We start from the raw sequence: 26,376 nt of genomic DNA on the forward strand, positions 1-26,376 counted from the left end.
AATGACTTGCCGATGACAGCGGCGGGTTTCTTCGGGCAAACCATGACGCGCCGGCAGCGAAGTCGAGCCGCATGCACGGGAGAATCCGTCGCATGCGACCCGGCCAGATCATCGTTCTTGCGACACCCGTCTTCTTTCTGATGATCGGGATCGAATTCCTCGTGGGACGCCTGCGCGCCCGGCGCGGGACCGGCCAGGACACCTACCGCCTGCCGGACACGCTCAACAGCATCGGCCTGGGCATGCTCAGCCAGATCAGCGCGGCGATCACCGGTCTCCTGCGCATCGGCATCTACACCGCGATCTGGTCGGCCTTCGCCCTGTTTCGGAACGATGACTTCTGGATGCAGTGGTACGGCTGGGTGCTGGCGCTCGTCTTCTACGACTTCTGCTACTACTGGCTTCATCGCTTCGGCCACGAAAGCGCGGTGCTGTGGGCCGCACACGTAGTGCATCACCAGAGCCAGCACTACAACCTGTCCACCGCGCTGCGCCAGACCTCCAGCGGCGCGCTGCTCGGCTGGATCTTCTATCTGCCGATGGCGCTGGCAGGCGTGCCGCCGCTGGTCTTCGGCGCGGTCGCCCTGATCGATCTGCTCTACCAGTTCTGGGTGCATACCGAGCAGGTCGGCAAGCTGGGCTGGTTCGACCGCTGGTTCTGCTCGCCTTCGAACCACCGCGTGCATCACGCCGTGAACGACCGCTACGTCGACCGCAACTACGGCGGCGTGCTGATCGTGTGGGACCGCCTCTTCGGCACCTTCAAGGAAGAGGACGAGCCCTGCGTCTACGGCACGCGCAGTCCGTTGCAGAGCTGGGATCCGGTCTGGGCCAATGCCGAGGTGTATTGGTCCCTCGCGCGCGACACATGGCGGACGCGGCGCTGGCGCGACAAGCTGCGCATCTGGTTCAAGCCTCCGGGCTGGCGGCCGGCCGACGTGGCGGCGCTGGACCCGAAGCCGCCTTTCGATATCGCGGAGGTGCGTCGCTACGAGCCGCCTGCTTCCCGCGGCGTGCAGGTCTTCGCGGCGATCCAGTTCATGGCGCTGCTGGGCGGCGCCACCGCCTTCCTCTGGTACTCGGACACGTTCCCGTTCACGTCGTCGCTGGTGTGGCTTACCGCGCTGACGGCCGGATTGTGGGCGACTGGCGCGGTGCTTCAGGGCCGGCTGTCGTGGGTCGAAGTCCTCTTCATCGATGCGGCGGCGCTGGCCACCGCGAGCGGCGCGCTGGGCATCACAGGCCTTCATCTGGTTTTCAAGCCGCTCGCGCTGGTGATCCTCATCGCCTTTGCATCGATGCGCGCCCGCGCGCTGAACATGCCGAGCCGCTTCGCCCTGCTGCTGGTGGGCGGACTCGTGGCTTCCCTGGCCGGTGACGTACTTCTGATGTGGCCGCAATTCTTCGTGCCGGGGCTCGTCTGCTTCTTGCTGGCACATCTGGCATACATCGCACTGTTTGCCTCGGGGGTCGGCCTGTTTCCAAGGCGGCGCGCCCTTGCCGCCACGCTGGCCGTCGGCGTGCTGATGTACGCCTTCCTTCTGGCGGGCGGCTTGCCGCCCGGCCTACGGGCGCCCGTGGGAATCTACGTCGTGGTGATAGCCTGCATGGCGGCCCAGGCGCTCGGGCGGGCGACGATTGTCGGAAACGCGTCGGCGCGGCGGGTCGCCGCAGGCGCCTGCCTCTTCATGCTGAGCGACGCCTTGCTGGCGACCAACCGCTTCGTCTGGCCGTTACCGGTCGCGTCGCTGTGGGTGCTGGCCAGCTACTACGCGGCACAGTGGTTGATCGCCTCGAATGCATCGACGGTGAATGCGACCCGCACTTCACCCGCACTGGCGGCCATCTAGCTTCCGAACATGTCCCCGTCGCGCTGCGGCGCTGCAACGCCCAGGTGCCGGTACGCGGCCAGCGTCGCGATGCGGCCGCGCGGCGTGCGTTGCAGGTAGCCCTGCTGGATCAGGTAGGGCTCGATCACGTCCTCGATCGTGCCGGACTCCTCCCCGATGCTCGCGGCGATGTTGTCCAGGCCGACCGGGCCGCCGTCGAAACGGTGGATGACGGCTTCGAGCAGCTTGCGGTCCATCAGGTCGAAGCCCTGCGGATCGACGTCGAGCATCGCCAGCGCCTTGTGCGCCACGTCGACGGTGATGCGGCCGTCGCTCCTGACCTGCGCGTAGTCGCGCACGCGGCGCAGCAGGCGATTGGCGATGCGGGGCGTGCCGCGCGAACGGCGCGCGATCTCGAGGCCGCCGTCGTCATCCATCGGCACGGCCAGCAGGCCGGCGCTGCGGCGCACGATGCGCGCCAGTTCCTCGGCCGTGTAGAACTCCAGCCGCGCGACGATGCCGAAGCGGTCGCGCAGCGGATTCGTCAGCATGCCCGCCCGCGTGGTCGCGCCGACCAGCGTGAAGGGCTGCAGGTCGAGCTTGATGCTGCGCGCTGCCGGCCCCTCGCCGATCATGATGTCGATCTGGTAGTCCTCCAGCGCGGGATAGAGGATTTCCTCGACCACGGGCGAGAGGCGGTGGATCTCGTCGATGAAGAGCACGTCGTTGCGCTCGAGGTTGGTCAGCAACGCCGCGAGATCCTTGGGCTTCTCCAGCACCGGGCCGGAGGTCTGGCGCAGGTTCACGCCGAGTTCGGCCGCGATGATGTGTGAGAGCGTGGTCTTGCCCAGGCCCGGCGGGCCGAACAGCAGCACATGGTCGAGCGCCTCGGCGCGATGGCGCGCCGCGCCGATGAAGATCTCGAGTTGTTCGCGCACCTTGGCCTGGCCGACGTACTCGTCGAGCAGCTTGGGCCGCAACGCACGCTCGATGGCTTCTTCGTTGGGCGAGGCGGGCGCGGCGGACACCACGCGTTGCGGGGCCGGGGCGAAATCGTCGGTCTGGATGGTCATGGGGCAATGGGCTGAGCGCGCAGTTTAGGGCCTGTCGGCGCCGGCCCTGCGGCAGAATGCGCCACCGGGAAGGGGCCGAACCACCTCATGAATGACAACGACCGCGCACTGTGCGCCACCACCGCCGGCCTGCTGCGTGCCAGCGGCGCGTTGGCACTCTGGGGGCTCGCGCTCGCTTTCATCGCCGGGCTGGTGCTCGCCCTCACGGGGCGCTCGCTGCCTTCGGCGGCCTGGTTCATCTACGCGATGGTCGGGCTGATCGGGTTGCCCGAACGCTATCTGGCGCTGCGCCTCGCGCTCGCCGCTTCATTGTTCGAGGGGCTTGTACAAGGCGCGATCGCCTCGACGTCTGCGCTGGACAGCGGCCTGGAAAAGCTCGGCCTGCGCCTCGGCTCCGACGGATCGCGCCAGCTGGCCGACCGCGTGCTGGAGGCTCGCAAGCTGATGCAGCGCCACGGGATCGTGGTGGTCGTGCAGACCGTCCTGTTCGCGATGGCGCTCGCGATGCAGGACTGGCGCTGAGCCGCCGCCCTACTTGGCGAGCGCCCGCAAGGCCAGCTTGATCCCCTCGCCGACCGCGACGTCCTTGGGCAGCGCCTTGAGCGCCGCCGCCGCTTCCTTGTCGCTGTAGCCGAGCGCGACCAGCGCCTGCAGGATGTCGGCCTGCGCGTCGCTCGCCGCGTGGGCGGGCAGCGCGATGTCGGCGCCGAGCTTGCCCTTGAGTTCGAGCAGCAGCCGCTCGGCCGTCTTCTTGCCGATGCCGGGGATCTTCACCAGGCGCCCGGCCTCCTGCAGCGTGATGGCCTGCGCAAGCTCGCTCACGCTCATGCCGCTGAGCACGCCCAGCGCCGTGCGCGGCCCCACGCCGGAGATCTTGATCAGCTGGCGAAAGGCCGCGCGCTCGGCGGCGGTGCCGAAGCCGTAGAGAATCTGCGCGTCCTCGCGCACCACGAAGTGCGTGAGCAGCGACACCCGCTCGCCGGCGCCCGGCAGGTTGTAGAAGGTGCTCATGGGCACATCGACCTCGTAGCCGACGCCGTTGCAGTCCACCACCACCTGCGGCGGATTGCGTTCGGCCAGGATGCCGGTGAGTTTGCCTATCATGGGTGCCCTTCTCGCTTTTTGAAAATGAAATCCGCGTGATTCTGCGACACACCTTCGCCCCGCCCAACAACACGCGTCTGGGCCACCTCTGCGGTCCGCTCGACGCGAACCTGCGGCGCATCGAGGAAGCACTCAACGTCAAGATCGCGCACCGGCACGAGCAGTTCAAGATCGACGGACCCAAGGTCAACGCGCAGCGCGCCATGGACGTCCTGCAGGCGCTCTACGAGATTGCCCAGCGGCCGATCGACGCCGCGGTCGTCCAGCTCACGCTGGCGGGAGACGGCTCGATGACCGAGGCCGAGGACGGCGCCGTGATGCTCGCCACGCGGCGTGCCGACCTGCGCGCCCGCACGCCGAACCAGAGCATCTACCTGCACAACATCGCGAACCATGACATCACGCTGGGCATCGGCCCCGCCGGCACGGGCAAGACCTATCTTGCCGTGGCGTGCGCGGTCGATGCGCTCGAACGCAGCGCCGTGCAGCGCATCGTGCTGACCCGGCCCGCGGTGGAAGCAGGCGAGCGCCTGGGCTTCCTGCCCGGCGACCTGACGCAGAAGGTCGACCCCTATCTGCGGCCGCTGTACGACGCGCTCTACGACCTGATGGGCTTCGACCGCGTGCAGAAGGCCTTCGAGCGCAATGCGCTCGAGATCGCGCCGCTCGCCTTCATGCGCGGCCGCACGCTCAACAACGCCTTCGTGATCCTCGACGAAGCGCAGAACACCACGCCCGAGCAGATGAAGATGTTTCTCACGCGCATCGGCTTCGGCGCCAAGGCGGTCGTCACCGGCGACGTGAGCCAGATCGACCTGCCGAAGGCGCAACTGAGCGGCCTCATCGATGCGGAGCGGGTGCTGAAGCGGGTCAACGGCATCGCCATCACGCACTTCACGAGCGCCGACGTGGTGCGCCATCCGCTGGTCGCCCGCATCGTCGATGCCTACGACAACGCGCGCAAAAGCAAATGAAGCTCACCCCCAGTCTTCGCGCACTTCGTGTCGCTTCGCCTTCCCCCTGCCGGGGGCAATACCGGCGGCCCGGCGGAACCGGTTCCGCGGTATTCCTGGGATGGGGGGGCTGAGATGGCGTTGGCATCACTGTCTTTGTCGCTCCAGTTCGCGCGTTTCAAGGGGGTGGAGCGGCATCGGGCGGCGCTTCCACGGCACAGCGTGGTGCGCTGGATTCGCCATGCGCTGGATGCGGATGGCGAACTGACCGTACGCATCGTCGATGCCGACGAGGGGCAGCAACTCAATCGCGAATTCCGCGGGAAGGACTACGCGACCAATGTGCTGACCTTCGACTATGCGCAGGCGCCTGTCGTGATGGCGGACCTGGTGCTTTGCGCGCCGGTGGTTGCCAGGGAGGCGAAAGAACAGCGCAAGACGCTGGCCGCGCATTACGCGCATCTGCTGGTGCATGGCACCCTGCATGCGCAGGGCTGGGACCACGAGACCGGCGAGGAAGACGCCGAGGCCATGGAAGCGCGCGAGATCGAGATCCTGGCGGGGCTCGGCATCCGCAACCCCTACTGAGGTCGCAAGGCCCTCAGGGCGACATCTGCAGCGGGATGGTCACGGGGCCGTCGTTGACCAGATGCACCTGCATGTCGGCCGCGAATTCGCCGGTCGCCACCACGGGATGCGCGGCGCGCGCCCGGGACACGAAATATTCATAGAGCCGCCGACCTTCATCAGGGGGCGCGGCCTGCGTGAAGCTGGGTCGGTTGCCGCCGCTCACATCGGCGGCGAGCGTGAACTGGCTCACCACCAACAGGCCTCCGCCGATGTCCTGCACGCTGCGGTTCATCTTGCCGGCATCGTCCGAGAAGATCCGCAGCTTCAGGATCTTTGCGAGCATGCGGTCGGCCAGCGCATCAGTGTCGTCGTGCTCCGCGCACAACAGCACGAGCAATCCCGCCTCGATTGCGCCTGCGGTGCGGCCGGCGATGTCGACCCGTGCACTGGTCACGCGCTGGAGCAATGCCTTCATGCGGTGGGCTCCTTCTGCGTTGCCCGCGCTTCCATGCCGAGCGGCAGCAACTGGATGGTCACGCGGAGGCCGGGCACCGCGTCCATCAACGCCTGCTCGAGGGCATCGCGCAAGGCGGCGGCGCGTTCGAGCGACCAGGTGCCTGGCACGTGCATGTGCAGATCGGCAAAGCGCCTCTGGCCGGCGCGGCGCGTGACGATGTCGTCGAATCGCAGCTGCGCGCCTTCGGGCACGCTACGGGCAAAGCGCTCCAGCGTCGCATCCAGCATCGCGAGGGACTCGGGATCAAGCGCCTCGTCCATCAGGCCCTGGGACGAACGCCAGACCAGCTTCACGCCTTCGCGCACGATGTTCAGCGCCACGCCGATGGCGAGGACCGGGTCGAGCCACAGCCAACCGGTCAAACCGACCGCCACGATGCCGATCACGACGCCAGCGGATGTCCATACGTCGGTCACCAGATGGCGCGCATCCGCCTCTAGCGCAATGGAACGATGGGCACGGGCCGCGCGGAACAGCACGAAGGCCAGCGCACCGTTGAAGGCCGAGCTGAGGACGGACAGCGCCAAGCCCCAGCCGAGTTGTTCGAGTGGCTGCGGCGACAACAGCCGCGCTACCGCCACCCAGAGGATGGCAATGGCCGCGCCGATGATCAGGATGCCCTCGAAGCCCGACGAGAAATACTCGGCCTTGTGATGGCCATAGGGATGGTCTTCATCGGCAGGCCGCGCGGCGACGGTGACCATCGCCAATGCAAAGGTGGCGCTCGCAAGGTTCACGAACGATTCCATCGCGTCCGAGATGAGACCCATGGAATTGGTGACGTACCCGGCCGCGCCCTTGAGCACGATGGTGATGAGCGCCACCGCGATCGAGACGCGGAGCAACTGCTTGGGGCTCAGGGCGGCGAGATTCAAATCAGGGGCGGCGAGAGATGGAAATGATTGCCAGCAAAGCTGAAAAATTGTGCCGAATTATCGGGGCACGACCAGCGAATCCTCTCTCGCGTACTATTGCCTGACATCCCAAGACTTTTGCAGAAGCGTTCGTGAACAAGCGTATTGCCATCACCTTGAGCGGCCTCATCCTGGCCATCAATACCTGTGCGTTGGCCCAGACGGCACCGGATGCGTCTCCGGCGGCCGTCGGAGAAATGCGGGCGGGGACCTTGAAGTCCGTGCGCGGCGAGGTTCAGTTGCTGAGCGCGAATGGTGCCGCACGAGGCGCCGGGCCCGGGGACGCGGTCGCACCCATCGATCGCATCGTGACCGGCCCCGATTCCGGCGCGAGCGTGGTGCTTCGCGACGGCACTTCGATGGTCGTCGGTCCATCGTCGAGACTGGACCTCAAGCAATTCCATTTCGATTCGACCACGCAGGACGGCGGCATGCTGGTGTCGCTGCTGCGAGGTTCCCTGCGCATGATCACCGGCCTGATCGGCAAGACCAATCCCGACGCCGTGCGGGTCGAGACGCAGACGGCGGTCATCGGTATTCGAGGGACGGATTTCATCGTGCAGGCGGACGGGCAGCCGTGATCCTTCGTCGCTTCGCCTTTCTATCCGCCCTGCTCTCGTTCGCGCTGCTCGCGGCATGCTCCACCCCCGGCACTCGCGTCGTGCTGCTGCCCCAGCCTGACGGCAAGCCGTCGGCGGTGATGGTGAGCACCGAAGAAGGCGTGGAGACGCTGTCCCACCCCTTCGAGCGAGCGACGGCCGCCGTCGGAACGCGGGGCGCACCCATCGTCGACAAGGCCGACCCCGAACGCGTGAAGTCCGATCACCCGGCGCTGTTCGATCTGATGCCGCCTCCGGCGCAGCGCTTCACGCTGTATTTCCAGGTCGGCGGCACCGTCCTCACGCCGGAATCGCTGGCCGTGATGAGCGAGGCCCTGGCTGCGGCGCTGGCGCGCAGCGGCGGCGAGATCGTGGTGACCGGGCATACCGACACCATCGGCGCCGCCGCGCGCAACGACGAGCTCTCGCGCGACCGGGCGTTGCTGGTCCGGCAACTCTTCGTGGAGCGCAACTTTCCACAGACGCGCGTCGATGCGGTCGGCCGTGGCGAACGCGAATTGGCGGTCCCGACCGCCGATGAGGTCAATGAGCCCCGGAACCGGCGGGTGACGATCGAAGTCCGGTGAATGTTGCTCGCCCCCAGGCTTGCTCACTGCGTGTAGCCGCCTACCCCCTGCCGGGGGCAACACCAGCGGGCCGGCCAAGCCGGTTCCGCGGTGTTTCGCGGATGGGTCTGGCTTCGCCGACCGCCGTGGTCGGGTCGGGTCAGGTCAGGGTGACTCGGGCGAATTTGCGTTTGCCGACCTGGACGACGTAGCTGCCTGCGGGGAGCTTGAGCGACTTGTCGCTGATGACGGTCGAGTCGACGCGTACGCCGCCGCCGTCGATGAGGCGGTTGCCTTCCGAGGTTGAAGAGGCCAGGCCGGCCTGCTTGAGCAGTTGGGCGATGCCGAGGGGGGCGCCAGTCAAGGCAAGCTCGGGGATCTCATCGGGCACGCCGCCCTTGCTGCGGTTGATGAAGTCCTGCTCGGCGGCTTCGGCGGCGGCGGGGCTGTGGAAACGCGCGGTGATTTCCTTGGCCAGGGCAACCTTGGCGTCCTTCGGGTTGCGGCCGGCTTCGATCTCGGCCTTGAGGGCCGCGATATCCGCCAGGGACTTGAAGCTCAGCAGCGTGTACCACCGCCACATCAGGGTGTCGGAGATGGACAGCACCTTGGCGAACATGGTGTTCGCGTCCTCGCTGATGCCGATGTAGTTGTTCTTGCTCTTCGACATCTTCTCGACGCCGTCGAGGCCTTCCAGCAGCGGCATAGTGAGTATGCACTGCGGCTCCTGGCCGTATTCCTGCTGAAGATGGCGGCCGACCAGCAGGTTGAACTTCTGGTCGGTGCCGCCGAGTTCGAGGTCGGACTTGAGCGCAACCGAGTCGTAGCCCTGCATCAGGGGGTAGAGGAACTCGTGCACCGAGATCGACTGGCCCGCCTTGAAGCGCTTGCTGAAGTCGTCGCGCTCCATCATCCGCGCTACGGTGTACTTGGCCGCCAGCTGGATCATCCCGCGGGCGCCGAGCGGATCGCTCCATTCGGAGTTGTAACGAATCTCGGTCTTCGAGGGGTCGAGCACCAGGCTGGCTTGCCGGTAGTACGTTTGGGCGTTGGCCTCTATTTGCTCGCGCGTCAGGGGCGGCCGGGTGCTGTTGCGGCCCGACGGGTCGCCGATGGTGGTGGTGAAGTCGCCGATCAGGAAGATCACGGTGTGCCCGAGATCCTGCAACTGGCGCATCTTGTTGAGTACCACCGTATGACCGATATGGATGTCAGGCGCGGTGGGGTCCAGGCCCAGCTTGATGCGCAGGGGCGTTCCCGTCGCTTCGGATCGCTGGAGCTTGCGCACCCATTCATCCTGGGGGAGCAACTCGTCAGTTCCACGGAGTGAAATTTCGAGGGCTCGTCCTACACCTTCGGACAGACTTGCGGATGTAACAAAACCGGGGTTCATTGGGCTTTTTGGCTGATTTTTGTATGGCCGAAGCTATACTCAGCCCGACTTTTCAAGCGCCGGATTCTAAGCGGCGCTGTATGCCCGCACCGTCCTGCCGCCCGTTCGACACGGCCTCCGCAGCACGGATTTGCAGAACCTGAGTTGGAATTTCTAAGTTTGATCAACGGCATTCTGGCCGCCGAGGAGCTGATTGCTTCGCGCGTGGCTCACACATTCCGGACGTATCCGAAGCAGATCACGGCGGCGATCGCCGCGTTGCTGCTGTCCGCGGGTGGCGGTGCCTTTGCTGTTGCCTCGCTCGGCCCCGACGCGGCCGACCTCCCTGTCCGGCAGGTCTTCGAAGCGGTCAAGCCGCTGTCGTTCGCCGAGCAGGTCGAAGCACTGGACACCCACAGCTTCACGCTGTTCCGTAACGAAACCACCCGTTCGAGCGACACCGCCGAAGCGCTGTTGAGGCGCTTGGGCATTGCCGACCCGGCAGCCGCCGCTTTCGTGCGGGGCAACCCCGAGGCGCGCACCGCCCTGCTCAGTCGCCCTGGCCGTACGGTCTCGGCGGAAGCCACGCAGGAAAACACGCTGCAAAAGCTCAGCGCACGCTGGATTCCCGACAGTGACGGCGGCTTCAAGCGCCTCGTGGTCGAGAAAAAAGGCAACGGCTTCATTGCCCGCACCGAATCCGACGCGCTGACGCCCGGCACCCGCCTCGCAAGCGGCGTGGTTCGCACCTCGCTTTTTGCGGCAACGGATGACGCGGGCATTCCCGATTCCGTGGCAAGCCAGCTGGCTGACGTCTTCTCCGGCGACGTGGACTTCCGCTCGCTGCGCAAGGGCGACCGCTTTGCCGTCGTGTACGAGACCTTCGACGCGGACGGCCAGTCGCTGCGCAGCGGCCGCGTGCTCTCGGCCGAATTCGAAAGCAACGGCAAGCTGCACCAGGCGCTGTGGTTCCAGGAGCCCGGCCAGAAAGGCGGCTACTACCGCCCCAACGGTGACAGCCTGCGCCGCGCCTACCTGAGCTCGCCTGTCGAATTCACGCGCGTATCGAGCGGCTTTGCAATGCGCCTGCATCCGATCCTCAACAGCTGGCGCCAGCACCACGGCATCGACTTCGCTGCACCCACGGGCACGCCCGTTCGCGCCGTTGGCGATGGCACGGTCGAGTTCGCGGGTACGCAAAGCGGTTACGGCAACATCGTGATCGTCAAGCACCGCAACAACCAGGAAACGGCTTATGCCCACCTGAGCCGCGTCGACGTCAAGACCGGCCAGAGCATCAGCCAGAGCCAGACCCTGGGCGCCGTCGGTTCGACCGGCTGGGCAACCGGCCCGCACCTTCACTTCGAATTCCGGGTGAATGGCGAATACCACGATCCTTCCACCATTGCGCAACAGGAAGGCGGCGTTCCGATCACTGCAGCGGCACGCCCTGCGTTCGAGCGCCTCGCCCTCGCGACGCGCACCGAGCTTTCGGCCGCCTTCTCGGTGGTGCAAGCCAGCGCGGATTGAGCAACGGGCCCTGGCGGCCCGGGTGATCCCTCCACAATCCTCCCGAACCATGGCTGAACTCTTCATCGGCCTCATGTCGGGCACCTCGCTGGACGGCGTCGACGGCGTGCTGGCCGATTTTTCGGACGGACGCATTGCGGTCCAGGGCTTTGCGGCAGCGCCGTTTTCGGTGAGCCTGCGCGCCGAGTTGATGGCGCTCAATTCCCCCGGCGGTGACAACGAACTGCACCGCGCCGCCCTCGCCGGTAACGGCCTCGCCCGGGTCTATGCGCGCGTGGCGCAGCAGTTGCTCGCCGATGCAGGCATCTCGGCCGGCGCCGTGACCGCCATCGGCGCGCACGGACAGACGGTGCGCCATCGCCCCGGTGAATTCGACGACGTCGGGTACACGCTGCAGATCAACAACCCCTCGCTGCTGGCCGAACTGACCGGCATTCCCGTGGTGGCGGATTTCCGCAGCCGCGATCTGGCAGCGGGCGGCCAGGGCGCGCCCCTGGTGCCCGGATTCCATCGGGCGCTGTTTGCACGCGACGACCGGGCAGTCGCCGTGCTGAACATCGGTGGCATTTCCAATCTCAGCCTGCTGCCGGCGGGCAGCGGCACGGTGCTGGGCTTCGATTGCGGTCCGGGCAACGCACTGATCGATCATTGGTGCCAGACACACATCGGCCAGCCCTTCGACGCGGCCGGCCAATGGGCCGCCAGCGGCCAGGTGCTGCCGGAACTGCTGTCACGGCTCCTCGGCGATGCCTATTTCGCCAAGGCGCCGCCCAAGAGCACGGGTCGCGACCTGTTCAATCCGAACTGGCTGGCCTCGCACATGGGCACGTCGGATGCGAGGCATGCCGATGTGCAAGCCACGCTGACTGAGCTGACCGCCCAAGTCTGCGCGACCCACCTGACGCGCTACGGACCGGACAGCCAGTTGCTGATCGTCTGCGGCGGCGGAGCGCTCAACCTCCATCTCCTGTCGCGGCTGCGCGCACTGCTGCCATCGGTGGAAGTGGTCTCGTCCGCCGAACGCGGCTTGCCGCCGCAGGAAGTCGAGGCCGCGGCATTCGCGTGGCTGGCGCGCAGCACCATGCTCGGCCAGCCGGGCAACCTCGCCAGCGTCACCGGCGCACGCGGCGCGCGCGTTCTCGGCGCTATCTACCCCGCTTGATTTGCGGCTGGACCGGCGCCATCGCCGATCCGCGTCACCCCTGACCCGAAACCTCCGGCTGCGCCGGCTGCACTGCGCGCGCCTCCGGCGGCAAGTGCCAGAAGATCAGCGCGGAGGCCAGCGTGATCAGCCCCATGCTCGCGAAGGTCGCCTCGAACGCGTGCAGCGTCTCCAGCGGCGTGTCGCTGCCGAAGATCCCGGTGTAGCCCGCGAGGACCGCGCTCGCAGCAGCCACGCCGAGGCTCATCGCCAGCATCTGCACCATCGACAGAAGGCTGTTGCCGGCGCTCGCCATGCTGCCGTCCAGGTCCTTCAGCGTGATCGTGTTCATGGCGGTGAACTGCAGCGAATTGACCGCTCCGAACACCAGCAACTGGACGATGTGCAGCACGACCGGCTGCGAAGGCGTGGTGAGGCCGAAGCTCCCCATCGTCAGCCCCACCAGCGCGGTATTGACGACCAGCACGCGGCGGTAGCCGTATCGCGTGATCAATGGCGTGGCGAAGCGCTTCATCGCCATGCCCGCCAGCGCGATCGGCAGCATCATGAGCCCCGCCTTCAGCGGCGAATAGTCCATCGAGACCTGGAGCAGCAGCGGGATCAGGAAGGGCATGCAGCCGCTGCCAAGACGCGAGAACAGATTGCCGAGCAGGCCGATGCTCAGGGTCGGGATGCCGAAAAGCGCCGGCTCGAAAAGCGGATAGGGTCGGCGTACCGCATGCAGCCAATAGGCCGTGATGCTTGCGAAGCCGAAGACCAGCAGCACGAGCACGCCGACCTGGCGCAATCCCAGTCCGGAGACACCGTCGATCGCGAGCGAGATCGACACCATGCCAAAGGCCAGCAACGCGTAGCCGACCGCATCGAAGCGGTGCAGCAGATCCGCCCGCAGGTCCGGCATGACACGCAGCGTGACGAAGCATCCGATCAGGCCCACCGGCACGTTGATCAGGAAGATCCAGTGCCACGATGCGTACTGCACCAGCCACCCGCCCAGCGTCGGACCGAGCAGCGGGCCGATCAACCCGGGGATCGCGACGAAGCTCATGGCGGCCAGGAACTCGGCCCTCGGCACGGTGCGAAGCAATGCGAGGCGCCCGACAGGCAGCAGGAGCGCACCGCCCATCCCCTGGATGACACGTGCCGCGACCAACTGCCCGATGCCCCGCGACAAGGCGCACAGCACCGAGCCGAGCACGAACAGCACGATGGCGGCGAAGAAGATCCGGCGCGTGCCGAAGCGATCCGCTATCCAGCCCGAGGCAGGGATCAGCATCGCCATGGTGAGCGAGTAGGCCACCACCACCGATTGCATGCGCAAGGGGCTCTCGCCCAGGCTGGCCGCCATGGAGGGCAGCGCGGTGTTGATGATCGTCGCATCGAGCGTCTGCATGAAGAAGCCGATGGCGACCAGCCACAGCAGGCTCTTGCGCGGGGAACTCGATGAAGTCATGAAGGCAGAAAGTGACGGGCAGCAAAAAGCCGCCCGGAGGCGGCTTCTTGAAGGAACGCGAAAAAGCTCAGCACATCAGGCCGAAAAGCTCGATCCACAGCCGCAGGTGCTGGTGGCGTTCGGGTTCTTGATCACGAACTGGGCGCCTTGCAGGTCTTCCTTGTAGTCGATCTCGGCGCCGACCAGGTACTGGTAGCTCATGGCATCGATCAGCAGGGACACGCCGTTCTTGGTCATCGTCGTGTCGTCTTCGTTGGTGATTTCATCGAAGGTGAAACCGTACTGGAAGCCCGAGCAGCCGCCACCCTGCACGAACACGCGCAGCTTGAGATCGGGGTTGCCTTCTTCGGCGATCAGGTCGGCGACCTTGGCCGCGGCGCTGTCCGTGAAGACGATGGGCTCGGGCATCTGGGTCTGGATGTTTTCTGCAACGGCGCTCATTAAGGGGACTCCTGTGGGGCCGAACGTGCGGCCGATCGATGAATGCTACTTCAAACAGCAAAAAACCGCCCGAAGGCGGCTTTTTGACAGTGCAAGCGATAAGCCCAAAAGGCGATCAGCGCTTGGAGAACTGCTTGCGGCGGCGTGCGGAGTGCAGACCGACCTTCTTACGTTCGACTTCACGCGCATCGCGCGTCACGAAGCCAGCCTGGCTCAACACCGGCTTGAGCGTCGCGTCGTAGTCGATCAGGGCGCGGGTGATGCCGTGGCGCGTTGCGCCGGCCTGGCCCGATTCACCGCCACCTGCCACATTGACCATGATGTCGAAGGTTTCGACGTTGTTGGTCAAGAAAAGCGGTTGCTTGGCGATCATGATCGAGGTTTCGCGGCCAAAGAAATCCTGGATGTCTTTGCCGTTGACCGTGATCTTGCCGGTGCCTTTTTTCAGAAACACGCGGGCGACGCTGGATTTGCGACGGCCGGTGCCATTGTTCCATTCACCAATCATTCTCAAGGCTCCTTACAGTTCCAGCACTTTGGGCTGTTGGGCGGTATGCGGGTGCTCTGCGCCACCGTACACCTTGAGTTTCTTGATCATCGCGTAGCCGAGCGGACCCTTGGGCAGCATGCCCTTGACGGCCTTTTCCAGGGCGCGGCCCGGATGCTTGGCTTGCATGTCGCGGAAGTTGGTGGCCGTGATGCCGCCCGGATAGCCCGAGTGACGGTAGTACACCTTGTCAAGCGGCTTGGCGCCGGTGACGCGCAGCTGGGCTGCGTTGATGATGACGATGAAGTCACCGGTATCGACGTGAGGCGTGTAAATGGCCTTGTGTTTGCCGCGCAAACGGAGAGCAACTTCGCTGGCTACTCGTCCGAGGACCTTGTCGGTCGCGTCAATCACAAACCACTCGTGCGTCACGTCAGCGGGCTTGGCGCTGAACGTTTTGGTCATGAGTTTTCTCTTTGAAGAGGGTTTGGCGGGCCCTTTTCCACGGTCGGCGTTCCTCTGGCGGGAATCTCTTAGGTGGGTTCAGTTCCTTCGCCGCGGGGCCACAAAAGCGCTGCGAAGCCCTCGATTATACGAAGAATCGCCCTTCCGAGGCAATCCGGCGCCGTTTCGGGGGGCCGGCGGTTACCATCGGGGCCATGTTCAGTTACCGCCACGCCTTCCACGCCGGCAACCACGCCGACGTGCTCAAGCACACGGTGCTGATTGCCACGCTCGACTACTTGCTCGAAAAAGACGCTGCCCTGACGGTGGTCGACACCCACGCGGGTGCCGGCCTCTACCGGCTCGACGGCGACTATGCCGGCACCAGCGGTGAAGCGGCGGACGGCGTGCTGCGCCTGCTTTCCGATCCCAAGCCCGCCCCGGCCGAGGCCAGCCCCGCCAAGGGATCGGCAAAAAAGGCGGCCGAAAAGCCACCCGAGCCCCTCGCTGACGCCCTCTCGCGCTATCTCGAGGTGATCCGCGCCTTCAATCCCAAGGGCGGCGCGCGCATCTATCCGGGTTCGCCGTTCATCACCCACCACCTGCTGCGCGATCACGACAAGCTCAAGCTGTTCGAGCTGCATCCGACCGACGCCCGCACGCTCGACGCGAACATCGCGCAACTCGAAGCCGGCCGCCAGATCAGCGTGCTGCGTGACGACGGCTTCGGCAGCGCCACCAAGTTCCTGCCGCCGCCGTCGCGCCGCGCCCTGGTCCTGTGCGATCCGAGCTACGAGATCAAGAGCGACTACGCCCGCGTGCTGGATTTCGTCGCCGAGGCGCTCAAGCGCTTCGCGACCGGCACCTACGCCGTGTGGTACCCCATCATTCCGCGCCCCGAGGCACACGACCTGCCCCGCCGCCTCAAGACCATGGCCACCAAGGCCGGCAAGCCCTGGCTGCATGCCACGCTGACGGTCAAGTCGAGCAAGATCACCACCGACGCGACCGGCGCCACGCACCGCCCGGGCCTGCCCGCCAGCGGCATGTTCCTGATCAATCCGCCCTACACGCTGAAACCCCTGCTTGCAGCCGCGCTGCCGCAAATGGCCGACCGCCTCGGCCAGGACCGCAACGCCACCTTCTCCCTCGACAGCGGCGGATAAAACCCGCGCCGTCCGGCGCAATGCCGTGCCCATCCGCGAAACACCGCGGAACCGGCTTGGCCGGGCCGCTGGTGTTGCCCCCGGCAGGGGGTAGGCGGCTACACGCAGTGAGCAAGCCTGGGGGCGAGCAACATCACTTCCGATGGAGCGGTATCAGCTTGCGCGCAGGTTTCACCTTGAGCGTCGGCTCTGCTGCCGGTGCCGCCGCTGGTGGGTCAACCTGACCGACGACCGTCCCGCCACAGCGATCCGTGTCCTTGTCCACGATATGCAGCGCCACCTGCTTGATCCCGAGCCCCAGCAGGCCGATCGACTCGGCGGCGGCGCGGCTCAGGTCGATGATGCGGCCCGAGGTGTAGGGACCGCGGTCATTGATGCGGACCAGCACTTCCCGCCCGTTCACCAGGCTGCGAACGCACACCCGCGTGTTGAACGGCAGCGTCTTGTGGGCGGCGGTGAACTCCGTCATGTCGAACCGCTCGCCGCTCGCCGTCTTGCGTTGATGGAACTGGATGCCATACCAGGAAGCGCCGCCACGTTCAAAAATCTCGCGCGGCCCCTCGTCGCCCGGCACGCCGTCATCCAGTGCCGCCTCGCCTGTGCCGGACACCGCGAGGTCGTAACGCACGGAGGGCACCTGGGAGCGCGGCGGCGCGCCGGGCGGCACCGTCAGCTGCTTGACCAGGGGTCGCAGCCTGAGCTGCGCCGCGCCTTCCGCACCATCGCCCGTCGAGGGCTGGGTGGTACACGCCGCCAGACCCAGCGCCGCGACGAGCGCGGGCAAGCTGCCGGCGAGACGCCTACCCAAACTCATGCACTCCAGCCGAGCCGCTGCAGCACGCCGAGCGTCGCCACCGACTGGTTCATCGTGTAGAAGTGAAGCGCCGGTGCGCCGCCGGCGCACAGCCGTTCGCACAGGTCCGTGACCACATCGAGGCCGAAGGCCCTGATCGACGAGGTGTCGTCGCCGAAGCTCTGCAGCCGCAGGCGAATCCAGCGCGGGATCTCTGCGCCGCAGGCGTCGGAGAAGCGCATGAGCTGCGTCGAACTCGTGATCGGCATGATGCCCGGCACGATCGGCGTGTCGAGGCCCATGGCCCGCGCGTCGTCGACGAAGCGGAAGTAGGCCTCAGGGCTGAAGAAGTACTGCGTGATGGCCGAATCGGCGCCGGCACGCACCTTGGCCGCGAAGGCGTGCAGGTCGGCCTCGGGCGATCGCGCCTGCGGATGCACTTCGGGATAGCAGGCCACCTCGATGTGGAAATCGCGGCCGGTCTCTTCGCGGATGAAGGCGACCAGATCGCTCGCGTAGAGGAATTCGCCACCGATGCCATAGCCGCTCGGCAGGTCGCCGCGCAATGCGACGAGGCGATCGACGCCCATCGCCTTCAGCTCGGCGAGCTGCTCGCGCACGGTCGCCCTGGTCGCGCCGATGCACGAGAAGTGGCAGGCGGCAGCAACGCCTTCGCCCAGGATCTCGCGAACGGTGCCGAAGGTACCGTCATGCGTCGAGCCCCCTGCGCCGTAGGTCACCGAGCAGAACTCGGGCGCCTGCGCATAGAGCTGCTGCCGCACCGCGCGCAGCTTGGACGCGCCTTCGGGCGTCTTGGGCGGAAAGAATTCAAAGCTCAGCGGAAGGCGCACGGCCGGCTCCTGGTTCGCCGTCTGCATGAACGGCATGAATGAAAAACTCGTGGTTGCCGTCGCCACCGGCGATCGGGCTGTCGAGCCACCGCTGCACGTGCAGGCCGAGCGCCGCGCAGGCATCGCGCAGCCGCTGCTCGACGACCGCGTACAGCGCGGGATCGCGCACGATGCCGCCCTTGCCGACTTGCCCGGGCTGCAACTCGAACTGCGGCTTGACCAGCATCAGCAGGTCGCCGCCCGGCGCGAGCAACGGCACCAGCGCCGGCAGCACCAGCGTGAGCGAGATGAACGAGAGATCACCCACGATCAACCCGAAATGCGTATCGCCAGGCGACTGGTCTGCCCAGGCATCGGCACTCAGCGTGCGGGCGTTGACGCCTTCGACGGCGGTCACGCGCGCATCGTCGCGCACGCGCGAATGCAACTGGCCGTGGCCCACGTCGACGCCGACCACGTGCTCTGCACCCTGCTGCAGCAGGCAGTCGGTGAAGCCACCCGTCGACTGGCCCACGTCGAGGCATCGCCGCCCGCGCGAGTCGACCCCGGTCGCGGCCAGGGCACCCTCGAGCTTGAGCCCGCCACGCGAAACGTAGCGCGCCTCGGCGGCATCGAGCAGTTCGAGCTCGGCCGTCTCTGGCACCTCGTCACGGTTCTTGTTGACCACGCGCCAGGCCGTTCCGTCGCGCCAGCGCAAACCGCCGGCAATCAGCCGGACGGCTTGCGAGCGCGACGCGGCGAGGCCGCGTTCGACAAGCAATTGATCGGCGCGCAAAGCGCTAGGCCCGCGCGATCAATAGCGGTACGTGTCCGGCTTGTACGGGCCGTTCTTGTCCACGCCGATGTAGGCGGCCTGGGCATCGGTCAGCTCGGTCAGCATGGCGCCGACCTTCTTCAGGTGCAGGCGAGCGACCTTCTCGTCGAGGTGCTTGGGCAGCACGTAGACCTTGCCAGCCTGGTAGGCGTCGGGCTTGGTGAACAGCTCGATCTGGGCAATGGTCTGGTTCGCGAACGACGACGACATCACGAAGCTCGGGTGACCCGTGCCGCAGCCCAGGTTCACGAGACGGCCCTTGGCCAGCAGGATGATCTTCTTGCCGTCCGGGAAGGTGATGTGGTCGACCTGCGGCTTGATCTCTTCCCACTCGTACTTCTCGATCGACGCGACCGCGATTTCGTTGTCGAAGTGGCCGATGTTGCAGACGATGGCCTGGTCCTTCATCGCAGCCATGTGCTCATGGCGGATGACGTCGCGGTTGCCGGTGGTGGTCACGAAGATGTCGGCCTTGTCGGCGGCGTACTCCATGGTCACGACCTTGTAGCCTTCCATGGCGGCCTGCAGGGCGTTGATCGGGTCGATCTCCGTGACCCACACTTGTGCGCTCAGCGCGCGCAGGGCCTGGGCCGAGCCCTTGCCCACGTCGCCGTAGCCGGCCACGCAGGCGACCTTGCCGGCGATCATCACGTCGGTGGCGCGCTTGATGCCATCCACCAGCGATTCGCGGCAGCCGTACAGGTTGTCGAACTTGCTCTTGGTGACCGAGTCGTTGACGTTGATGGCGCGGAACAGCAGCGTGCCCTTGGCGCTCATCTCGTTCAGGCGGTGCACGCCGGTGGTGGTCTCTTCGGTCACGCCGATGATCTCCGCCGACTTGCGGGTGTACCAGGTCGCGTCGACGGCCAGCTTGGCCTTGATCGCGGCGTACAGGATGCGCTCTTCATCGCTGGTCGGGTTGGCGAGGACGCTCTGGTCCTTTTCGGCGCGCTGGCCCAGGTGCATCAGCAGCGTGGCATCGCCGCCGTCGTCCAGGATCATGTTCGGGCCTTCGCCGGCCGAGCCCTTGGCGCCGAAGTCGAAGATGCGGTGGGTGTAGTCCCAGTAGTCTTCCAGCGACTCGCCCTTGATCGCAAACACCGGCGTGCCGGCGGCGGCGATGGCGGCGGCGGCATGGTCCTGCGTCGAGAAGATGTTGCACGAGGCCCAGCGCACGGTGGCGCCCAGGGCCTGCAGCGTCTCTATCAGCACCGCGGTCTGGATCGTCATGTGCAGCGAGCCGGTGATGCGCGCGCCCTTGAGCGGCTGGCTCTTGGCAAATTCCTCTCGGATTGCCATCAGGCCGGGCATTTCGGTTTCCGCGATGCGGATTTCCTTGCGGCCCCAGGCGGCAAGGGTCAGATCGGCGATGGCCTGGTCGGCGGTGGAAACGGGGGATTTGAGAACGGCGCTCATGTTGGCTCCAAAGCAAGTTTGAAAGATGCCACTGCGTTCGGGGAAAGGACTCACCGCGAGAACAGCGGGTGAGCGTGGTTGCGATGTTGGTCCGAGCCTCACGCCTGTCGGCGCTGCAACGCTCCTCGGAACGGGGCATTTTAGCGCGTGCGGGCGGTCGGTCGTCAGCAGCGACTTTACGATCGGCCTAGACTGGCGGATTCACCCCAGCCCCGCCGCCAAGGCGTTACAACATGTTCAAAGCCAGAGCCCTTGCCACATCCCTCGTGATCGCGTCGGCCGTGTTGCCGATGGTGGTCCCCGCACAAACCCCAGCCGCCCCGGCGGCCCAGAACGTGCGCGTGCGCGGCGTCATCGTGCACGTCGATGCAAAGTCGCTGACCGTCAAGGACCGCAGCGGGGAAGTCGTCACCATGGCGCGCCCCGCCGACATGCGTGTCATCGAGGTGCTCCCGGTGACCGTGGCGGCCATCAAGCCCAACAGCTTTGTCGGCGCAGGCTCCATGCCGCAGCCCGACGGCACCCAGCGCGCGGTCGAAGTCCTGGTGTTTCCCGAAGCCATGCGCGGCACCGGCGAAGGTTTCCGCCCCTGGGACTACATGCCCAACGGCACGATGACCAACGCCACGGTTTCCGAACTGTCGGCGGCGCCGGCCACGGTGCCGGGCGGCCAGAAGCTGGTGCTCAAGTACAAGGACGGCGAAAAGACCGTGATCGTCCCGCGCGGCACGCCGATCGTCACCTTCAAGCCCGGCAACGACGACCAGTCGGCGCTGGTGGTCCAGGGTGCGAAGGTCGTCGTCACGGCGCAGCTGAAGGACGGCCGGCCCACCGCCTCGAGCCTGCTGGTCGGCCGCAACGGATTCACCCCGCCCATGTGAGCGCGAGGATCGCCGGGACAACTCAGGAGAGGCCAAAACGGTAAAATCGTGGGCTTTGCCTCCAGCAGCCCGCGCCCGTGAGCGCGCACCGCGTTCACCCCCATGACATTCGCCTCCGAAACCCGCCGCCGCCGCACCTTCGCGATCATTTCCCACCCTGACGCCGGCAAGACCACGCTGACGGAAAAACTGCTGCTGTTCTCCGGCGCGATCCAGATCGCCGGCTCGGTCAAGGCGCGCAAGGCCTCGCGCCACGCGACTTCCGACTGGATGGAGATCGAAAAGCAGCGCGGCATCTCGGTGGCCTCGTCGGTGATGCAGATGGTCTACCGCGACCACGTCATCAACCTGCTCGACACGCCCGGCCACAAGGACTTCTCCGAAGACACCTACCGCGTGCTCACCGCGGTGGATTCGGCGCTCATGGTGATCGACGCGGCCAACGGCGTCGAAGCCCAGACGCGCCGCCTGATCGAGGTCTGCCGTCAGCGCGACACGCCGATCATCACCTTCGTCAACAAGATGGACCGCGAAGTCCGCGAGCCGCTCGAGCTGCTCGATGAGATCGAGCGCGAGCTGGGCATGCCCTGCGTGCCGATGACCTGGCCCGTCGGCCAGGGCAAGACCTTCGGCGGCATCGTGAACCTCCGCACCCAGGCGATGACGGTCTTCGAATCGGGCAGCGAACGCCTGCCGCAGGATTTCGAAACCATTCCGCTCGCCAGCAGTGACACGCTGCAGAAGCGCTTCGGCCGCGAGTTCGACACCGCGATGGAGAGCATGGAACTCGCCACCGGCGCATCCCCCACTTGGGACCGCGAGGCATTCCTGGCCGGCAAGCAGACGCCGGTGTTCTTCGGGTCCGGCGTCAACAACTTCGGGGTGATGGAAGTGCTCGACGCGCTGGTCGACCTCGCGCCGCCGCCGCAGCCGCGCGTGAGCACGACGCTGGTCAACCGGCAGCCGGTGGTCAAGGAGATCCAGCCCGATGACAAGGACTTCGCCGGCGTGGTGTTCAAGGTGCAGGCCAACATGGACGCCAACCACCGCGACCGCATCGCCTTCGTGCGCATGGCATCGGGCCGCTACACGCCGGGCATGAAGCTCAAGGTGCAGCGCACCGCCAAGGAGTTGCGCCCGACCAGTGTCGTGACCTTCATGAGCCAGCGCCGCGAAGCGGTCGAGGAAGCCTATGCGGGCGACATCGTCGGCTTCACCACGCACGGCGGCGTGCAGTTGGGCGACACGATCACCGACGGCGCGTCGCTGCAGTTCACCGGCCTGCCCTTCTTCGCGCCCGAGCTGTTCATGACGGTGATCCTGAAGAACCCGCTGCGCACCAAGCAGTTGCAGCAGGGGCTGGCCCAGCTTGGCGAGGAAGGCGCGATCCAGGTGTTCCGGCCCGAGGTCGGCGGACCGATGCTCCTCGGCGCGGTCGGCCAACTGCAGTTCGAAGTGGTGCAGCATCGCCTGAAGACCGAGTACGACGCCGACGTTCGGCTCGAAGGGTGCCAGTACACCGGCGCACGCTGGATCACCGCCGACACGCCGGCTGAGCTGCGCGCCTTCACGGACGCCTACCCCGCGCGCATGGCGCGCGATGCGGCGGAGACCCTGGCGTACCTCTGCACCTCGCCCTACGACGTGCGGCTGGCGCAGGAGCGCTTCCCGAAGATCCATTTCCATCCGCTGCGCGAGCATGCGGGCCTGGCGCTTCAAACGGCCGGCTGATGCTGCCGCTGACGCGATGGCCGCTCGAGGCGCGGCGTGAACTGGTGGGTGTCTTCACCGACATCGACGACACCCTGACGACAGATGGCGCCATCACGCCCGATGCATTGAAGGCACTGGCCGCTATCCAGGCGGCCGGCCTCCACAGTGTCGCGATCACGGGCCGCCCCGTGGGTTGGAGCGAGCCTTTCGCCAGTGCATGGCCCCTGGATGCGATCGTCGCCGAGAACGGCGCGGTCGCGCTCGTGCCGTCCCCCTCGGGCCGGCTCGAGAAACGCTACCAGCAGGACGCCGCGACGCGCGCACTCAACTTCGAGCGCATGCAAGGCGTGCTGGAGCGCATCGAGCGCGAGATCCCGGGCGCGCGACGCGCCACCGACTCGGCAGGCCGCGAGTGCGACATCGCGATCGACCACAGCGAGTTCACGCACCTGGACGACGCCCGGATCGCCGCCGTCGTCGCGCTGATGCGAAGCGAGGGCATGCACGCCACCGTCAGCAGCATCCACGTCAACGGCTGGTATGGCGATCACAACAAGCTGGCTGGCGCCCGCTGGATCGTGGGAGAGCTCTGGGGCCGGCAGCTCGGCGGCGAGATGCCGCGCTGGGCCTACGTGGGCGATTCGACCAACGACGCCTTGATGTTCGAGCACTTCGAACACAGCATCGGCGTCGCGAATGTCCGCCGCTTCGAGTCGGCACTGTCGCACCTGCCGCGCTATGTCGCGCAGGCCGAGCGAGGGGCCGGCTTCGCGGAAGTCGCGGCGGCGGTGCTCGGCGCCCGCGCCGGCGTCAACGCACGCTGAAAGCGACGGGCCTGGCTCGCGCCGTGATGGCGCCCGGGGCCGTATTGCTCACTAGATCGAGCCTCGCGCTGTAGTCGCCCTTCGGCGGATTGATCCACAACTCGGTCTGCCCGCCATCGAGTTCGATGATCTCGGGCTTCAGGCCTGCACGTTCCAGGATGAGCCGGAAGTGTCCGGTCTCCGGCACCTTGGGCGCGGCGTGCGACAGGTTGTAGCCGCTGGCGTGCAGTTGCACCCGCAACGGCAACTGCACGGTCGTGCGATCTGCCGGGCTGAGGATCTCGATGCGCGGCTGGCCCAGCACGCTGGCCGCCGAGACGCCCTTGTTCTGTTTGCTGATCGTGAACTTCAACGGCTTGCTGTAGACGAAGTACGGGATGTGCCCCTGATCGGCCAGCACCAGCCGCATCGTGTACGTGCCCGGCGGCATGTCGACCACCGTTTCCATCTGACCCTTGCCGAAGTGGATGTAGTGCTCGGTGAAGGGCAGCGGCTTCGCGAAATCGAGCGGCAGCGGCTGGTTGATCAACAGATGATGGTGGCCGGCCTTGCCCGCCGTCTGGCCGGCCGGGACGATTCCGCGCAGCGAGAGCCCGAAGCGGGCGACGAACGGCGCCTCGAGCGTCACGCCATCCTTCAGGTTGGTGAAATACGCGTCCGGCGACCAGCTGGGCGGCGGCACCACCCACGGGTGCGCGACGAGTTCAGCGCCCTCCGCGCCCCGCTGCACTTGCGCGAAGGCCCCGTGACCCAGCAGCGCAATCCCTGCCGCGGCCAACTTCCATCCCTGCCACATTCCGTGACGTGCACCTGCGGTCATTCCCACTCCTCCGGTTTTCGGGGGATTGTGTCATCAGACTTTAGTGTTACATCACAATTTCAGCGGCGCGCAGCGGCGGCACCACGATCAGTAGTGCGGCGGCAACTCGTCGCGCAAGTTGCGCGGGCCACCGCTGCCTCCGTCGGGGCTCTGCTGGCGCAACTGCGTGACCTGAAGGACTAGGCTGTCGATCTGCTGCTGTTGCCTGTAGATGGTCATGTTCAACTGATCCAGCAGGTCTTCGGTGAAGCTGGCCTTGATCTCCAGGTCGTTCAGGCGGCGTTCGACGTCGTGCGGTTTTTCCATCCCACTATTGGACAGGAATCCGGTGCGCGGAGTGAGAATGCCGCGCATGGACTTCACCATCCGCACCCTGCGCCGCGACGAGATGCCGTGGGTCATGGACATGGCTGCGCACGAAGGCTGGAACCCGGGACTCCACGATGCCGACTGCTTCCATGCGGCCGACCCCGACGGCTTTCTGGTCGCCGAGCGCAAGGGCGAGCCGCTGGGCTGCATCAGCGCCGTTTCGTACGCAGGGCGCTTCGGCTTCATCGGGCTCTACATCGTCGCGCCGGCGTGGCGCGGAAAAGGCATCGGCATCACCCTCTGGCGCGCAGGCATGGCCCGCTTGTCGCGTCATGTCGTCGGGCTCGACGGCGTGCCCGCCCAACAGGACAACTACCGCCGCAGCGGCTTCGAGCTGGCCTGGAACAACGTCCGCTACGCCGGGGTTGCGCAGGGCGCAGGCATGGCCTCGGCCCATGAGATCGTTCCGCTCGGCGCGATCGACTTTGCCTCGCTGTGCGCCGACGACCTCCGCGTGTTTCCCGCGCCGCGAGACGCCTTCCTGCGCAGCTGGACCACGATGCCCGATGCGACAGGCCTCGCGTGGCTGCGCCAGGGACGACTGGCAGGATGGGGATTGATCCGCCGATGCCGCGAAGGCCACAAGATCGGTCCTCTCGTGGCGGAAGACCTCCCGGTCGCCCAAGCCCTCTACACCGCCCTGAGCGCCAGCGTCCCTGCGGGCGACTCCATCTACCTCGACGTTCCGCAGTCCCATCCCGACGCCGTGGCGCTGGCGAAAAAGATGGGCACGCGCGCCGTCTTCGAAACCGCGCGCATGTACCACGGCACCAAGCCCGATTGCGAACTGAACCGCATCTACGGCATCACCACCTTCGAGCTGGGCTAAGGAACGCGCCCAAAGAAAAGCCCCGCACTGCGGGGCTTTTCAGTTCGGGAGGTGCCGCAGATCCGGCTCCGCCGGTCTGCAGTCACCGCCCCCGGCCGCGGGAAGGCGAAGCGACACGAAGTGCGCGCAGCCTGGGGGCGAGCTCAGTGCTGCAGGATCTTGTTGAGGAAGTCCTTCGTGCGCGGCTGCCGGTTCTCGGGGTGGCCAAAGAACTCGTCCTTCGAGCAGTCCTCGAGGATGCGTCCACCCACGTCGATGAAGATCACGCGGCTTGCGACCTTGCGGGCGAAGCCCATTTCGTGCGTGACGACCATCATCGTCATGCCTTCCTTCGCGAGCGCCACCATCACGTCGAGCACTTCGCCGACCATTTCGGGGTCCAGCGCGGAAGTGGGTTCGTCGAACAGCATCACGATCGGGTCCATGCTCAGCGCGCGGGCGATGGCCACGCGCTGCTGCTGGCCGCCGGAGAGCTGGCCGGGAAACTTGTCCTTGTGCGCCATCAGGCCCACGCGGTCGAGCATCTTCAGACCGCGGGTCTTGGCTTCATCGGGGCTGCGGCCCAGGACCTTGATCTGCGCGATCGTCAGGTTCTCGGTGACCGACAGATGCGGGAAGAGCTCGAAGTGCTGGAACACCATGCCCACCTTCGAGCGCAGCTGCGGCAGGTTGGTCTTGGGGTCGTGCAGCGGAATCCCGTTGACCGTGATCTCGCCCTTCTGGAAGGGCTCCAACGCGTTCACCGTCTTGATCAGCGTGGACTTGCCGGAGCCCGAAGGTCCGCACACCACCACCACATCGCCCTTGGAGATGCTGACGGAGCAGTCGTTGAGCACCTGCACCGGGCCATACCACTTGGAAACGTTCTTGATTTCAATCATTTTGT

The 26,376-nt window shown here is 66.4% G+C and carries 29 protein-coding genes and 1 riboswitch; of the genes, 13 read left to right on the forward strand and 16 right to left on the reverse strand.

Annotated features, from left to right (window positions below):
* Nucleotides 1-92 precede the first annotated feature (92 nt).
* On the forward strand, nucleotides 93-1,850 hold the full coding sequence (locus QTH90_RS23125) for a lysoplasmalogenase family protein (RefSeq protein ID WP_286666907.1): 1,758 nt from the start codon (nucleotides 93-95) through the stop codon (nucleotides 1,848-1,850).
* Here the strand turns inward: QTH90_RS23125 and ruvB are convergent.
* A complete protein-coding gene (ruvB, locus tag QTH90_RS23130; RefSeq protein ID WP_286666908.1) occupies nucleotides 1,847-2,902 on the reverse strand; it encodes a Holliday junction branch migration DNA helicase RuvB in 1,056 nt (351 codons plus the stop codon). The genes QTH90_RS23125 and ruvB overlap by 4 nt on opposite strands.
* Nucleotides 2,903-2,989: 87 nt before the next feature.
* On the opposite strand from ruvB, the gene QTH90_RS23135 reads away from it, so the two are divergent.
* The gene (locus tag QTH90_RS23135) at nucleotides 2,990-3,424 is read left to right on the forward strand and encodes a hypothetical protein (protein WP_286666909.1); all 435 of its coding nucleotides are present in this window, start codon (nucleotides 2,990-2,992) and stop codon (nucleotides 3,422-3,424) included.
* A gap of 9 nt (nucleotides 3,425-3,433) precedes the next feature.
* Here QTH90_RS23135 and ruvA read toward each other — a convergent pair whose 3' ends face one another.
* Nucleotides 3,434-4,006, reverse strand: coding sequence for a Holliday junction branch migration protein RuvA (gene ruvA, locus QTH90_RS23140; protein ID WP_286666911.1), 573 nt, complete (start codon nucleotides 4,004-4,006; stop codon nucleotides 3,434-3,436).
* Nucleotides 4,007-4,041: 35 nt separating this feature from the next.
* Here ruvA and QTH90_RS23145 point away from each other — a divergent pair, with 35 nt between their 5' ends.
* Both QTH90_RS23145 and ybeY read left to right on the forward strand, forming a co-directional pair.
* Entirely contained in the window at nucleotides 4,042-4,980 is a 939-nt protein-coding gene (locus QTH90_RS23145; RefSeq protein WP_286666912.1) for a PhoH family protein, read from the forward strand.
* A 114-nt stretch (nucleotides 4,981-5,094) separates the two neighbouring features.
* Nucleotides 5,095-5,547 (forward strand): rRNA maturation RNase YbeY, encoded by a 453-nt coding sequence (gene ybeY, locus QTH90_RS23150; protein ID WP_286666913.1) that lies wholly within the window; start codon nucleotides 5,095-5,097, stop codon nucleotides 5,545-5,547.
* Between the two features lie 13 nt (nucleotides 5,548-5,560).
* Here ybeY and dtd read toward each other — a convergent pair whose 3' ends face one another.
* Nucleotides 5,561-6,004 carry a D-aminoacyl-tRNA deacylase gene (dtd, locus tag QTH90_RS23155; protein WP_286666914.1) on the reverse strand — a complete coding sequence of 148 codons (444 nt, stop codon included), beginning with the start codon at nucleotides 6,002-6,004 and terminating at the stop codon, nucleotides 5,561-5,563.
* Nucleotides 6,001-6,921 carry a cation diffusion facilitator family transporter gene (locus tag QTH90_RS23160; protein ID WP_286666915.1) on the reverse strand — a complete coding sequence of 307 codons (921 nt, stop codon included), beginning with the start codon at nucleotides 6,919-6,921 and terminating at the stop codon, nucleotides 6,001-6,003. Before QTH90_RS23160 ends, dtd begins: the two co-directional genes overlap by 4 nt.
* Nucleotides 6,922-7,052: 131 nt before the next feature.
* Here QTH90_RS23160 and QTH90_RS23165 point away from each other — a divergent pair, with 131 nt between their 5' ends.
* Nucleotides 7,053-7,541, forward strand: coding sequence for a FecR family protein (locus QTH90_RS23165; protein ID WP_286666916.1), 489 nt, complete (start codon nucleotides 7,053-7,055; stop codon nucleotides 7,539-7,541).
* A complete protein-coding gene (locus tag QTH90_RS23170; RefSeq protein ID WP_286666917.1) occupies nucleotides 7,538-8,146 on the forward strand; it encodes an OmpA family protein in 609 nt (202 codons plus the stop codon). Before QTH90_RS23165 ends, QTH90_RS23170 begins: the two co-directional genes overlap by 4 nt.
* A 139-nt stretch (nucleotides 8,147-8,285) precedes the next feature.
* Here QTH90_RS23170 and tyrS read toward each other — a convergent pair whose 3' ends face one another.
* Nucleotides 8,286-9,518 carry a tyrosine--tRNA ligase gene (tyrS, locus tag QTH90_RS23175; protein WP_286666918.1) on the reverse strand — a complete coding sequence of 411 codons (1,233 nt, stop codon included), beginning with the start codon at nucleotides 9,516-9,518 and terminating at the stop codon, nucleotides 8,286-8,288.
* A gap of 159 nt (nucleotides 9,519-9,677) precedes the next feature.
* Between tyrS and QTH90_RS23180 the strand changes: the two genes are divergently transcribed.
* Together QTH90_RS23180 and QTH90_RS23185 are read left to right on the forward strand one after the other, a co-directional pair.
* Nucleotides 9,678-11,027, forward strand: a complete 1,350-nt coding sequence (locus tag QTH90_RS23180) for a M23 family metallopeptidase (protein WP_286666919.1) — start codon at nucleotides 9,678-9,680, stop codon at nucleotides 11,025-11,027.
* 49 nt (nucleotides 11,028-11,076) lie between these two features.
* The gene (locus tag QTH90_RS23185; protein WP_286666920.1) at nucleotides 11,077-12,189 is read left to right on the forward strand and encodes an anhydro-N-acetylmuramic acid kinase; all 1,113 of its coding nucleotides are present in this window, start codon (nucleotides 11,077-11,079) and stop codon (nucleotides 12,187-12,189) included.
* Between the two features lie 34 nt (nucleotides 12,190-12,223).
* On the opposite strand, the gene mdtD is transcribed toward QTH90_RS23185, so the two are convergent.
* The 4 genes from mdtD to rplM all read right to left on the reverse strand — a co-directional run bounded on the left by mdtD (nucleotide 12,224) and on the right by rplM (nucleotide 15,035).
* A complete protein-coding gene (gene mdtD, locus QTH90_RS23190) occupies nucleotides 12,224-13,642 on the reverse strand; it encodes a multidrug transporter subunit MdtD (protein ID WP_286666921.1) in 1,419 nt (472 codons plus the stop codon).
* 75 nt (nucleotides 13,643-13,717) lie between these two features.
* The gene (gene erpA / locus QTH90_RS23195; RefSeq protein ID WP_007827949.1) at nucleotides 13,718-14,083 is read right to left on the reverse strand and encodes an iron-sulfur cluster insertion protein ErpA; all 366 of its coding nucleotides are present in this window, start codon (nucleotides 14,081-14,083) and stop codon (nucleotides 13,718-13,720) included.
* Between the two features lie 115 nt (nucleotides 14,084-14,198).
* Nucleotides 14,199-14,591, reverse strand: coding sequence for a 30S ribosomal protein S9 (gene rpsI, locus QTH90_RS23200; protein ID WP_093109516.1), 393 nt, complete (start codon nucleotides 14,589-14,591; stop codon nucleotides 14,199-14,201).
* Nucleotides 14,592-14,603: 12 nt separating this feature from the next.
* Nucleotides 14,604-15,035, reverse strand: a complete 432-nt coding sequence (gene rplM, locus QTH90_RS23205; RefSeq protein ID WP_028249522.1) for a 50S ribosomal protein L13 — start codon at nucleotides 15,033-15,035, stop codon at nucleotides 14,604-14,606.
* Between the two features lie 194 nt (nucleotides 15,036-15,229).
* Here rplM and QTH90_RS23210 point away from each other — a divergent pair, with 194 nt between their 5' ends.
* Nucleotides 15,230-16,180, forward strand: a complete 951-nt coding sequence (locus QTH90_RS23210; protein ID WP_286666923.1) for a 23S rRNA (adenine(2030)-N(6))-methyltransferase RlmJ — start codon at nucleotides 15,230-15,232, stop codon at nucleotides 16,178-16,180.
* Nucleotides 16,181-16,313: 133 nt separating this feature from the next.
* On the opposite strand, the gene QTH90_RS23215 is transcribed toward QTH90_RS23210, so the two are convergent.
* The 4 genes from QTH90_RS23215 to ahcY are packed head-to-tail and all read right to left on the reverse strand — an operon-like array spanning nucleotide 16,314 to nucleotide 20,054.
* On the reverse strand, nucleotides 16,314-16,964 hold the full coding sequence (locus tag QTH90_RS23215) for a septal ring lytic transglycosylase RlpA family protein (RefSeq protein WP_286666924.1): 651 nt from the start codon (nucleotides 16,962-16,964) through the stop codon (nucleotides 16,314-16,316).
* Between the two features lie 26 nt (nucleotides 16,965-16,990).
* Nucleotides 16,991-17,824 (reverse strand): methylenetetrahydrofolate reductase [NAD(P)H], encoded by an 834-nt coding sequence (metF, locus tag QTH90_RS23220; RefSeq protein ID WP_286667012.1) that lies wholly within the window; start codon nucleotides 17,822-17,824, stop codon nucleotides 16,991-16,993.
* Nucleotides 17,802-18,599: a TlyA family RNA methyltransferase gene (locus tag QTH90_RS23225; protein WP_286666925.1), complete on the reverse strand. Its 798-nt coding sequence runs from the start codon at nucleotides 18,597-18,599 to the stop codon at nucleotides 17,802-17,804. The genes metF and QTH90_RS23225 overlap by 23 nt, the downstream gene beginning before the upstream one ends.
* A gap of 18 nt (nucleotides 18,600-18,617) precedes the next feature.
* Nucleotides 18,618-20,054: an adenosylhomocysteinase gene (ahcY, locus tag QTH90_RS23230; RefSeq protein ID WP_286567922.1), complete on the reverse strand. Its 1,437-nt coding sequence runs from the start codon at nucleotides 20,052-20,054 to the stop codon at nucleotides 18,618-18,620.
* 63 nt (nucleotides 20,055-20,117) lie between these two features.
* Nucleotides 20,118-20,187, reverse strand: a riboswitch (S-adenosyl-L-homocysteine riboswitch).
* A gap of 100 nt (nucleotides 20,188-20,287) precedes the next feature.
* On the opposite strand from ahcY, the gene QTH90_RS23235 reads away from it, so the two are divergent.
* The 3 genes from QTH90_RS23235 (at nucleotide 20,288) to QTH90_RS23245 (ending at nucleotide 23,472) form a co-directional block, all read left to right on the forward strand.
* Nucleotides 20,288-20,935: a hypothetical protein gene (locus QTH90_RS23235; protein ID WP_286666926.1), complete on the forward strand. Its 648-nt coding sequence runs from the start codon at nucleotides 20,288-20,290 to the stop codon at nucleotides 20,933-20,935.
* A 102-nt stretch (nucleotides 20,936-21,037) separates the two neighbouring features.
* Nucleotides 21,038-22,666, forward strand: coding sequence for a peptide chain release factor 3 (locus QTH90_RS23240; RefSeq protein WP_286666927.1), 1,629 nt, complete (start codon nucleotides 21,038-21,040; stop codon nucleotides 22,664-22,666).
* Nucleotides 22,666-23,472 carry an HAD-IIB family hydrolase gene (locus QTH90_RS23245; RefSeq protein WP_286666928.1) on the forward strand — a complete coding sequence of 269 codons (807 nt, stop codon included), beginning with the start codon at nucleotides 22,666-22,668 and terminating at the stop codon, nucleotides 23,470-23,472. Before QTH90_RS23240 ends, QTH90_RS23245 begins: the two co-directional genes overlap by 1 nt.
* On the opposite strand, the gene QTH90_RS23250 is transcribed toward QTH90_RS23245, so the two are convergent.
* Complete coding sequence (locus QTH90_RS23250) at nucleotides 23,459-24,292, reverse strand: DUF4399 domain-containing protein (RefSeq protein ID WP_286666929.1); 834 nt, start codon at nucleotides 24,290-24,292, stop codon at nucleotides 23,459-23,461. The two genes, QTH90_RS23245 and QTH90_RS23250, sit on opposite strands and share 14 nt — an antisense overlap.
* A gap of 87 nt (nucleotides 24,293-24,379) precedes the next feature.
* The gene (locus QTH90_RS23255) at nucleotides 24,380-24,598 is read right to left on the reverse strand and encodes a SlyX family protein (RefSeq protein WP_286666930.1); all 219 of its coding nucleotides are present in this window, start codon (nucleotides 24,596-24,598) and stop codon (nucleotides 24,380-24,382) included.
* Between the two features lie 46 nt (nucleotides 24,599-24,644).
* Between QTH90_RS23255 and QTH90_RS23260 the strand changes: the two genes are divergently transcribed.
* Nucleotides 24,645-25,490, forward strand: coding sequence for a GNAT family N-acetyltransferase (locus tag QTH90_RS23260; RefSeq protein WP_286666931.1), 846 nt, complete (start codon nucleotides 24,645-24,647; stop codon nucleotides 25,488-25,490).
* Nucleotides 25,491-25,633: 143 nt separating this feature from the next.
* Here the strand turns inward: QTH90_RS23260 and QTH90_RS23265 are convergent, their stop codons facing one another.
* Nucleotides 25,634-26,371: an amino acid ABC transporter ATP-binding protein gene (locus tag QTH90_RS23265; protein ID WP_286667013.1), complete on the reverse strand. Its 738-nt coding sequence runs from the start codon at nucleotides 26,369-26,371 to the stop codon at nucleotides 25,634-25,636.
* Between the last annotated feature and the right edge of the window lie 5 nt (nucleotides 26,372-26,376).

Origin of the sequence: Variovorax flavidus, assembly GCF_030317145.1 — a bacterium.
Lineage (GTDB): Bacteria > Pseudomonadota > Gammaproteobacteria > Burkholderiales > Burkholderiaceae_C > Variovorax > Variovorax flavidus.